Raw genomic sequence first — 274 nt, forward strand, 5'->3', positions numbered from 1 at the left:
GCGGTCCACCGACTTGCCGTTGGACTCCATGTCGAGCTGCTGGAGGTAGGCGGTGAACTTCGACAGGTAGTGGCTGTACGGCAGGACCGCGTGCGACTGTGCGTCGTGGAAGTTGCCGTACCAGATGCCCAGCAGGCCCATGATGAGCGGGGCGTTGGCCTCGGCGGGGGCGTTGCGGAAGTGCTCGTCGACGATGCGGAATCCGTCGAGCATCTCCCGGAAGCGGTCCGGGCCGATGGCGATCATCAGCGACAGGCCGATCGCGGAGTCGTAG

General features: G+C 65.7%; 1 pseudogene. It reads right to left on the bottom strand.

From position 1 onward, the window contains the following. A pseudogene (locus IO24_RS41815) lies at positions 1–274 on the bottom strand (glucose-6-phosphate isomerase); the annotation flags it as partial.

This window comes from Streptomyces flavovariabilis, assembly GCF_000725785.1.
Taxonomy (GTDB): domain Bacteria; phylum Actinomycetota; class Actinomycetes; order Streptomycetales; family Streptomycetaceae; genus Streptomyces; species Streptomyces hawaiiensis.